The organism is Tabrizicola sp. (genome assembly GCF_031377265.1).
Lineage (GTDB): Bacteria > Pseudomonadota > Alphaproteobacteria > Rhodobacterales > Rhodobacteraceae > JAUYQR01.
In genome coordinates, this window is sequence record NZ_JANMET010000383.1 from 1 (window position 1) to 4,767 (window position 4,767).

General features: G+C 64.7%; 7 protein-coding genes. 5 read left to right on the forward strand and 2 right to left on the reverse strand.

The genetic code is table 11. From position 1 onward, the window contains the following. The 5 genes from RMO18_RS20380 to RMO18_RS20400 all read left to right on the forward strand — a co-directional run. A partial coding sequence (locus RMO18_RS20380) for a LysR family transcriptional regulator (RefSeq protein WP_309668351.1) occupies nucleotides 1-873 on the forward strand: 873 nt, incomplete at its 5' end. After that, nucleotides 870-1,319: a methylated-DNA--[protein]-cysteine S-methyltransferase gene (locus RMO18_RS20385; protein WP_309668352.1), complete on the forward strand. Its 450-nt coding sequence runs from the start codon at nucleotides 870-872 to the stop codon at nucleotides 1,317-1,319. The genes RMO18_RS20380 and RMO18_RS20385, both read left to right, overlap by 4 nt. A 74-nt stretch (nucleotides 1,320-1,393) precedes the next feature. Next, nucleotides 1,394-1,819 (forward strand): ABZJ_00895 family protein, encoded by a 426-nt coding sequence (locus RMO18_RS20390; protein ID WP_309668353.1) that lies wholly within the window; start codon nucleotides 1,394-1,396, stop codon nucleotides 1,817-1,819. Nucleotides 1,820-1,936: 117 nt separating this feature from the next. Continuing rightward, complete coding sequence (locus tag RMO18_RS20395; RefSeq protein WP_309668354.1) at nucleotides 1,937-2,773, forward strand: DMT family transporter; 837 nt, start codon at nucleotides 1,937-1,939, stop codon at nucleotides 2,771-2,773. Nucleotides 2,774-3,065: 292 nt separating this feature from the next. After that, nucleotides 3,066-3,467 (forward strand): hypothetical protein, encoded by a 402-nt coding sequence (locus RMO18_RS20400; RefSeq protein WP_309668355.1) that lies wholly within the window; start codon nucleotides 3,066-3,068, stop codon nucleotides 3,465-3,467. Nucleotides 3,468-3,570: 103 nt separating this feature from the next. On the opposite strand, the gene RMO18_RS20405 is transcribed toward RMO18_RS20400, so the two are convergent. Beyond that, entirely contained in the window at nucleotides 3,571-4,275 is a 705-nt protein-coding gene (locus RMO18_RS20405; protein ID WP_309668356.1) for a CDP-alcohol phosphatidyltransferase family protein, read from the reverse strand. A 51-nt stretch (nucleotides 4,276-4,326) separates the two neighbouring features. Beyond that, the coding region (locus RMO18_RS20410; protein WP_309668357.1) for a tyrosine-type recombinase/integrase at nucleotides 4,327-4,767 on the reverse strand (441 nt) is incomplete at its 5' end.

The window sequence follows — 4,767 nt, forward strand, 5'->3', positions numbered from 1 at the left end:
AGCGACCTGATGCGCGCCTTCCTTGCCGTGGCCGATACCGGCAGCGTGACGGCAGCGGCCGGCCGGGTCGGGCGCACGCAATCGGCGGTGTCGATGCAGATACGACGGCTGGAGGAAAACCTGGGCCAACCGCTTTTCACCCGCCTGCCGCGCGGCGTGGCGCTGACCCCGCGGGGCGAGCAACTGATGCCCTATGCCCGGCGCGTGACCAGCCTCTTGGACGAGGCCGCAGTCGCGCTGCGAGAAAAGCCGCTGACCGGGCAGGTGCGCATCGGCATTCCCGACGAATATGCAGGCTCGGTCCTGCCCCGCGCGCTGGCCGCCTTTTCCGAGCGCCATCTGGGCGTCGAGGTGACCGTGCGCTGCGATTTCACCGATTCGCAACTGGCTGCCCTGGTCGCCGAAAAGATCGACATGTTGGTGCTTTATGACCCCGACCACACCTCCGGAGACGAGGTTCTCGGGATCGACCCGGCAGTCTGGGTCACGTCCGTCACGCATGGCCAGCATCTGCAAATGCCGGTACCGGTCGCCGTTTACGTCGAGTCGGACTGGTGCCGCGAGTTCCCGCTCCGCTCGCTTGACCAGCAGAGCATCGCCTGGCGGATCGCCTTCGAATGCGACACCTCTGCCAGCCTGCGGATTGCCGCGCAGGCCGGCCTCGCGATCTCGCCGATCGCACGCAGCACGATCCCACCGGGGTGCCGGGAACTGACGGCCGAGGATGGTTTTCCCATTGTCGATTCTGCGCGGGTGGTATTGCGGCGGAACCCGCGTGGGTGCTCGCCTGCCGTTGAAGGTATGGCTGCGATGCTGCGCGAGGCTTTTCAGCCGCTCCGGCAGGAACGCTCTGATCGGGAGACTGAACGATGATCAGGGCCGGACTGCAAAGCCCGTTCGGGCCGATCACGCTGGTCGAAGAGGCTGGCGTGATCAGCCGCCTGGAGTGGTGCGCGACGCCGGGCGAAGGCAGCGCCCTTCTGACCGAAGCCCTTCGCCAGTTGCTGGCCTATTTCGACCGCAAGCTCACCGCGTTTGACCTGCCGTTCGACTATGGCACCGGCCTCAATGCCCAGGTCCGCCGCGCCATGGCCGCGATTCCGTTTGGTGAAACCCGAACCTACGGCGATATCGCCAAGGCGATCGGCGCCCCGGCGCAAGCCGTGGGGCAGGCGTGTGGCGCAAACCCGATTCCAATCCTGATCCCATGCCACCGGGTGCTTGGGCGCAGCACGCTTGGCGGCTTTTCCGCACCCGGCGGCGTGGAGACAAAGGTGGCCCTCTTGCGCCATGAGGGTGCCGCGGGCCTGCTGATCTAGGGAAAACCAGACTGGTTGTCTGCTTGCCGCGCCCGCATGGTGGCCGTCGTAAACACCATGATTGCAGGAACCAGATGGACCAGACAGCCTACACAACAGCCCGCCGCAGTTATCTGGGATCGATCGCCCTTGCGGCGGCCCTTGGTATGCTTGTGGCGCTGGTGGTGCCCGATCTTGCGACCAGCGTCGCCTTGCCATTGGCCTTCATTGCGGCACAGATCGCCGGCGCACGTTTCGCCAGCCTCGCCACCCGCCCGATGACCATGGCCGAGGCGTCACGCATTGCGGCCATGGCTGCGGCCATCCAGGTCGCGCTGTTCCTTGTGGGTCTGGTCTTTGCGCTGCTGACCGAAGACCAAGGCGTCGCCGCCATCCACGGCGGGACCATCGCACTGATCGGCATGGCGGCGGCAGTGATCGGGTTCCTCGTCACGCTGGCGGGTCTGCGTTTCGGTGCCTTTCTGGAACTGCGCCGCAAAAGCCGCAAGACCGGCAGCTGAACCGGCCGAAATCCCGGACTGATCCTATCGAAAGCGATGCGCTGGACCTATTCCCCCGCTTGTGCCCTTGCGCGCACAGGCTTAGCCAGTCTGTAACGGTTTCATGACGGGTGCCCTTTGACCCTAGGCGTGTTCTTTGCGGTGCTCGGCTCGGCCTTCCTGCATGCGTTGTGGAATGCGCTGATCAAGGTCGGCACCTCCAAGGTTGGCGGCATGGTCATCCTGTCGATCGTCGAGGTGCCGATCGGCCTTGCCGTGATTGCCGTTACCCCAGCCATCAACCCCGCCGCGATCCCTTGGGTACTTGCCGCCGGCTGCACGCATTTCGCTTACAAGTTCTTTCTGACCTACGCCTATGACCGGGGCGATCTGTCCCGCGTCTACCCGATTGCGCGGGGGGCAGCGCCGATGGTTGTGGCGCTGGTCGGGGCGGCGTTTCTGGCCGATGCGGTCAGCGGCATGCAATACGCTGGCATCGTCACGCTGGGTGCGGGCATCCTGCTGATGGCGCGCGGCGTGTTCAGCCGGGGCGAGGATCGCGCGCTGTTGCCCTTCGCCCTCGGCTCGGCCTGTGCCACCGCGACCTACACGATGATCGACGGCCTTGGCGCGCGTGTCTCGGGTGTGCCTGCGGCCTATGTCGCATGGGTGTTCGTGGCCGATGGCACGTTTTTCACCCTTGGCATGCTGGCCCTGCGCGGCTGGGACGTGATCCCGCGTGACGGGCGCGCCTGGCGGCTTGGCGCGTTCGCCTCCGCCGCCTCATACGGGGCTTACGCCGTGTCGATCTGGGCAATGACCATCGCGCCGATCGCCGTGGTGGCGGCGCTGCGCGAAACCTCGATCCTGTTTGCCGTGCTGATCGGCTGGCTGGCCTTTGGCGAAAAGATGACCGGGGAAAAAGCGCTCGCCTCGGCGATCATCGTGGCCGGCGTCATGCTGACGCGGCTTTAGACCATTCGCGTCATGCAAATGCCAAGATGCGGGGTGATTTTCGCCCGTTGAACCCGGATGAGACCAAGATGACACTTATTCTGCCGCGCTTTTCCGGGACATGTGACTGGGCGACGTTGGTCGATACGATGGACCGATACGGTGGACCGATACCTGCGCCGCGTCATCGACCGGATCCGAACCAACCCCGATCAGGCGGCGCGGATGACCGCCTTTACCGGCGGCATTTCGAAGGAGTTGGAGGCGCCGGACCGCGCGTTCACCGGCAACTGGAAACACAGGGCCTGCGTTTGTGACAGCGGTTCTCAGTTTGCCGGGTACGCGCTTTGTGCCGAAAGAAGCGTTCGAAGGTGCGGTGCAGTCTGAGGCACAGCGCTGTCGGGCTGCATCGCCCGACCTCCGGCTGTCAATCGCGCGCGACGTCGCCGAGGACTGTCGCAAGTGGTTTGCAGTTGCCGACAACGCGGCTTTTGCGCTGGCCGACGCAACCAAGGCTGAAATCGCCCGCGCGCAGCAGATGGCGCTGGCGTTTCGCCTGCCGCAATCTGTCGGCCTGCGTTGGACCAGAACGGGCCGGGCGTTCAGGATCAAGGCACTCACCTTGCGGGTGATGCCCGGAATTCTATGGCTGCCGTCGAAGTGGCGTATCCTTTGGCAATGCAGCGACTGGGCCGTCAGGGCAGCCCAAAGCTGACAAGCTTCGCCGATGGCCTGGCCAGGCGGACAGAGAGGTTGACCCAAGACCAGCTGTCAGCGCTGACTGCGGCCTCAGGGTTGTCGGCGGGGTAGCGGGGGGATTACCTGACGCGGCGGATGCCTTCGGGCACGATCTGCTGCGCGATCCCGGCAAAGACCAGATATAGCGACGTCAGGATCAGCCCCCATTCCGCAAAGCTGCCCTCGGCAAAGTCGGTCCAGGCCGCCCATCCGGCGCACACAATCCACAGCATGCAAACTGTCAGCGACACCGGATACCAGCGCGTCGTCCGCACCGGGTGGATGAATTTCAGGTTGGTGAACATGGTGATCGTCAGCAATACGACCACAGCCAGAATCACGCCTTGCGGCGGATGGGTGGCAAACAGCACCAGCACCACCATGTTCCAGCACGCCGGAAATCCGGCAAAGCTTTTGTCCTTGGTCTTCATCCGGGTGTCGGCGAAATAGATCACCGACCCGTAGACAATGAAGATGATCGCGATCCAGCCGGTCCAGCCCGGCAACAGGCCGGATTTGAACAGCGCATAGGCCGGAATGAACACATAGGTCAGATAGTCGACGATCAGGTCCATCAGCACACCATCATAGGTGGGCCAGTTCTTCTGCACGTCGTACCGGCGCGCCAGCGGGCCGTCGATGCCGTCCACGATCAGCGCGACCACCAGCCACAGGAACATCATGCTCCAGTTGCCTTCGACAGCCGCCAGCATCGCCAGCATCGAAAGCACGGCACCGGTCGCGGTCAGCAGATGGACGGATAGGGCTTTGATCCGGGCGTTCATCAGGTCTTGATGGCTGAATTCTTGCCGTCGTGCAACACGGGGAAACCGGCTTCAGGCCCTCGGATGCGCTTTTTCGTAGACTTCCATCAACCGCGCCGCATCAACGGCGGTGTAGGCTTGCGTCGTGGAAAGCGAGGCATGGCCCAGCAATTCCTGTATCGCGCGCAGATCGCCGCCCGCGCTCAGCAGGTGGGTGGCAAAGCTGTGGCGCATCGCATGCGGCGTTGCGGTGGCGGGCAGGCCCAGCCGCAGCCGGGCGCGTTCCATCGCCCCCTGGATCAGCCGTGGCCCCAATGCCCCGCCCCGCGCGCCGCGAAACAACGGCTCAGTGCGCGCCAGATCGAATGGGGCCAGTGCCACATAACCCGCCACCGCATCGCGCGCGACGGGCAGCACTGGCACCAGCCGGGTCTTGTCGCCCTTGCCCTTGATCCGCAGCACATCCGGCAGCGGATGATCCGCCCCGGTCAGCCCCAGCGCCTCGGATATCCG

Bases quoted from the DNA above. Each gene is read 5' to 3' on its own strand.
- RMO18_RS20385 (WP_309668352.1), top strand. From the start codon at position 870: ATGATCAGGGCCGGACTGCAAAGCCCGTTCGGGCCGATCACGCTGGTC.
- RMO18_RS20390 (WP_309668353.1), top strand. From the start codon at position 1,394: ATGGACCAGACAGCCTACACAACAGCCCGCCGCAGTTATCTGGGATCG.
- RMO18_RS20405 (WP_309668356.1), bottom strand. From the start codon at position 4,275: ATGAACGCCCGGATCAAAGCCCTATCCGTCCATCTGCTGACCGCGACC.